This window comes from Candidatus Methylobacter favarea (genome assembly GCF_902806695.1).
In the GTDB taxonomy this organism is placed as follows: domain Bacteria; phylum Pseudomonadota; class Gammaproteobacteria; order Methylococcales; family Methylomonadaceae; genus Methylobacter_B; species Methylobacter_B favarea.
Genome location: NZ_CADCXN010000020.1, coordinates 1 through 4,441 on the forward strand (window position 1 = coordinate 1; position 4,441 = coordinate 4,441).

Below are 4,441 nucleotides of genomic sequence, written 5' to 3' on the forward strand. Positions count from 1 at the left end.
CCCGTAGGACCGTACCGCTTTAGCGTTAAAGCATTGCGCACCCTACACGTCCGCTTCAACGAATTCACAGATCCGGAGCCGGTTCCGCATAATACCGATTATGCCAGCGTCATCGAGTCGGATATACCTATCGTCGTGCAGCATACGCGGCTCGATTCCCGCCAGTCGGCGCTCGCGCTGATGACCACGATGGCTTATCCGGCACCGACAGGCAGCTTGCCATGAGCGTGAATTTTAGTTGCGATCTCGGTGCAGCAGCCGCCGCGTTGCCGCATGTCTGGGAGCACACAGTCGGCAGCAGCCGTGCGCTATTGGCATTGCGCGCCGATTGGCGTGAACAGCTTAAAAAAGCGCATGAAGAATTAGGTTTCCGCCATGTCCGCTTCCACGGCATTCTCGACGATGATATGGGGACGCTGACCTGCCAGCAGGAAAAACTGATCTATTCGTTTTTCAACAGCGACCAGATTTTCGACTTCCTGCTGTCAATCGGCATGCAGCCGTTTGTCGAGTTGTCGTTCATGCCGAGCACTTTGGCTTCCGGTTCTACAACGGTTTTTAAATACAAAGGCAATGTCACGCCACCGAAAGATTATGCGCACTGGCAAACGCTAATTAAAAAGCTGGTTAGCCATTGGGTTGACCGCTACGGTTTGGAAGAGGTTCGGCAATGGTTCTTCGAAGTCTGGAACGAACCGAATCTGAAGGCTTTTTGGACTGCGGAACAAGAAGATTATTTCAAGCTTTATCAAGCCACCGTGATCGCCATCAAAGCGGTCGACAGCCAGCTTAAAGTCGGCGGCCCGGCGACTGCGCAAAATGCCTGGATAGCCGATTTTCTCGGTTTCTGCGCGGCCAATAATCTACCTGCGGACTTTGTCAGCACGCACCACTATCCAACCGATGCGTTCGGACAACCCGGCGACGACACTGCGACGCAACTAGCGAAGAGTCACCGTAGCGTGTTGCGTGAGCAAGCCTGGGGAACCTGTCAGCGCGCGCAAGGGAAACCGGTCTATTACACGGAATGGTCTTCATCATCCAATCCTTTCGATAGCTTGCATGACGAACCTTACGCCGCGGCGTTTGTCACCAAAACCAATATGGAAGCGGTCGGCCTGGTGCAAGGCTACAGCTACTGGACCTTCTCCGATATTTTTGAAGAAAATTATTTTTCTTCAGTACCTTTTCACGGCGGCTTCGGCCTGCTCAACATCCACGGCATTGCCAAGCCGGCTTACCGGGCGTATCAACTGCTGCACCGGTTGGGAACCGAACAGTTACCGGTTGAAGGCAATCATGCAACAGTCGACGTCTGGGTGGTGCGCGGCGATAAAGAGATGATCGTGCTGGCGGTCAATTCGAGTTTGCCGCATCATCCGATTGCCGACCAGCAAATACAGGTCCGGCTCATCCATACCGAACCCCCGACCGCCGTAGAAATCAGCCGTATCGATGCGCACCATGCGAATGCAAAAAGTGCCTGGCTGGCTATGGGCGAGCCGGATTATCTTTCAGCAGAACAGCTCCAACAACTGCATGGTGCTTCAGAACTCAAACCGAGCGCGCAATTGTGGAAATATGCAGGCGATGTGGTCACGCTGGAATTCAACTTACCGCCACAATCGGTTGCGGCGCTCAATGTGCAGTTTAAGTCGAATCATCTATTGCAAATGGAGTCAGTATAACCATGAGCGCCGCCGATCAAACCGACGAACAAATGCTTGATGAGGTTCAACGGGAAACATTTAACTATTTTATTCGCGAGTTCAATCCGGCCAACGGCATGGTCGCCGACGGCAATCAGCCCGGACAGCCTGCCAGTATCGCCGCGATCGGCTTAGCGCTGACCGCTTACCCAATCGGTGTCGAGCGCGGCTTCATAACCCGTGCCGAAGCAATCCGGCGCATCCTGGCGACGCTGGAATTTTTCCAAAACAGTCCGCAAGGCGAAGCTCCCGATGCAACCGGCTATAAAGGCTTTTATTACCACTTTCTCGATATGAATACCGGCCGGCGTGCCTGGAAATCGGAACTATCCACAATCGACTCGGCACTGTTATTGGCGGGGATGCTCGCCGCCGCGCAATATTTCGATGCTGATAACTACGATGAAACAAGGCTATGTGAACTTGCCGATGCCCTATACCGGCGCGTCGATTGGCAGTGGGCGCAGAATGGAGAATTAACGGTAAGCCACGGCTGGAAGCCGGAATCCGGTTTTTTGCCCTGGCGTTGGGAAGGCTATTGCGAAGCGCTGATCTTGTACGTGCTCGGCCTGGGTTCGCCTACCTGTCCGTTGCCTAAAGAAGCGTATCGGGCCTGGCTTTCCAGCTATGCCTGGAAGAGCGCATACGGTCTGGAAATGGTTTATGGCGGGCCGTTGTTTATGCATCAGCTGTCGCATATCTGGATAGATTTTCGCGGCATTTATGATGCGTTTATGCGCGACAAGAAAATCGACTACTTTGAAAACAGCCGCCGCGCCACACTGTTGCAGCAGCGCTATGCGATCGACAATCCGCTGCGCTTCCCCGGTTACGGAGCGCAGGGCTGGGGCATTACCGCCTGTAACGGGCCGGGGCCGAGAATGCTGAAAATCGACGGTATCGAACGCCAGTTCTTCGGTTATATAGCTCGCGGCGCGCCTTTCGGACCTGACGACGGCACGCTGGCGCCCTGGGCGGTTGTAGCCTCATTGCCCTTTGCGCCGGAAATCGTATTGCCGACCATGCGCTTTTATATCGACGAGATGGAGCTTAAAGAGCGCAGCGGCGAAGGTTTCAAAGCGACTTTCAATCCTCTTTTTCCCAATCCCGAAAACAAGAAGGCGGGTTGGTCATCGCCGTGGAAATACGGCGTCAACCAAGGACCCATTGTCATGATGATTGAAAACTATCGCTCGGGCTATGTATGGGAATTGATGCGCGGCTGCTCTTATCTGATCGAAGGCTTGCGCCGCGCAGACTTTCGCGGCGGCTGGCTGAAGGCCTCGGGAAACAAAGAGAACTGATTAAAACCGGAGCTGAACAATAAATGATGAAATTAAAAGTGGTATTGACAGGCTTGGTAATAATGCTGCATTCGGCAGTGCTTTCAGGACAGAATTTGCTTCCATCTACGGAAAACTCAGCCCCTGCGCAGCCGCCGGCCGGCGTTATATCCCAGCAATCGACACCGCAGACGGATGAATTAATCAGAAAACGGCTTAAAGATATATTCCGTCATATTGAGGGGCTGGAAAATTTGCAGGTTAATGTGAAAGCCGGCGTTGTTGAGTTGACCGGAGAGGCATTGAACGGACAAGCGAAAGAAAAGGCCACTCAACTGGCTGAGCGTACGGACGGGGTTGTTGAAGTTCAAAACAATATCCATGAAGTTCAATCCATTAAAAAGCGCCTGCAAGCGGTATTTAAATTGACTGAGGGCCGTTTTGAAACAGCCGTCGCTTATCTTCCCCTGTTCATCATCGCGATGCTGGTTATTTTCCTGTTCTGGTTTTTAGCCAACTTAATCATACGGTATGACTGGCTGTTTAAAAAAATGATCCCCCATTTTTTTCTTATCGAACTGGTTAAGCAGTGTGTGCGGGGGGGCATCATCATCGCCGGTGTTCTACTGGCGTTTGAAATACTCGATGCCAATACTCTGATTACCAGCCTTATCGGGGCCGCCGGTTTATTCGGGCTGGCTATCGGTTTCGCCATCCGCGATACCGTGGAAAATTATATCTCCAGTATCTTGCTGGGCTTGCGCCAGCCGTTTAATCCCAACGATTTTGTCAAAATTGAGGAATCCGAAGGTTATATCGTCAGATTGACATCGCGCGCCACCATCTTAAGAACCGCCGAGGGTAACGATATCCGCATTCCCAATGCCAAAGTTTTTAAGGCAACCATTATCAATTATTCAAGCAATCCGGTCAGGCGCTTCGATTTTACTGTGAATGTCGGGATAGATCAGAATTTGCCTTATATACAGCAACTGGCCGTGCAAACATTGGCCGCTATGGATGGCGTATTACAGGATCCGGCGCCATTTTGCGCGGTAGAAACAGTGGGCGATTCCAGTATAGTGCTGCACATATACGCTTGGCTTGACCAGAGCCAGGCCGATTTTATAAAGCTCAGAAGTAATGCACTGGTTCTAATCAAGACAGTATTCGACAGCGCTAATAACAGAATGCCGACGCAGGCCGCTAAAACTTCCGAACCGCCGCAGCCTGTAGAGAACATGAAAGCGATAGTTGAACATAAAACACAGGATATTACCCCTGATCGCAATGTTAAACAGCAGATCAATCAAGAACGCGAACAAGGCGAGGACTTGCTCCGCGCCAATGCAAAAAAAGAGTAATGAGAATATCTTATAGCAGCAGCTTTAAATGCAACATCTTCTCGAAATTATCGCCAAAGCAGCGCCATTTTTGCCTCGTGACCGG

Annotated in this window: 4 protein-coding genes; all 4 read left to right on the forward strand. The window is 51.7% G+C overall.

Annotated elements, in window-relative coordinates:
- Positions 1 to 225, forward strand: a 225-nt coding sequence (locus HUX64_RS02235) for a sensory rhodopsin transducer (RefSeq protein WP_246246876.1), incomplete at its 5' end; no start/stop codon positions are given.
- Positions 222 to 1,688, forward strand: a complete 1,467-nt coding sequence (locus HUX64_RS02240; protein ID WP_174624618.1) for a GH39 family glycosyl hydrolase — start codon at positions 222 to 224, stop codon at positions 1,686 to 1,688. The genes HUX64_RS02235 and HUX64_RS02240, both read left to right, overlap by 4 nt.
- A gap of 2 nt (positions 1,689 to 1,690) precedes the next feature.
- Complete coding sequence (locus HUX64_RS02245; RefSeq protein ID WP_174624619.1) at positions 1,691 to 3,013, forward strand: glucoamylase family protein; 1,323 nt, start codon at positions 1,691 to 1,693, stop codon at positions 3,011 to 3,013.
- A gap of 23 nt (positions 3,014 to 3,036) precedes the next feature.
- Positions 3,037 to 4,356 carry a mechanosensitive ion channel family protein gene (locus HUX64_RS02250; RefSeq protein WP_174624620.1) on the forward strand — a complete coding sequence of 440 codons (1,320 nt, stop codon included), beginning with the start codon at positions 3,037 to 3,039 and terminating at the stop codon, positions 4,354 to 4,356.
- Positions 4,357 to 4,441 lie beyond the last annotated feature (85 nt).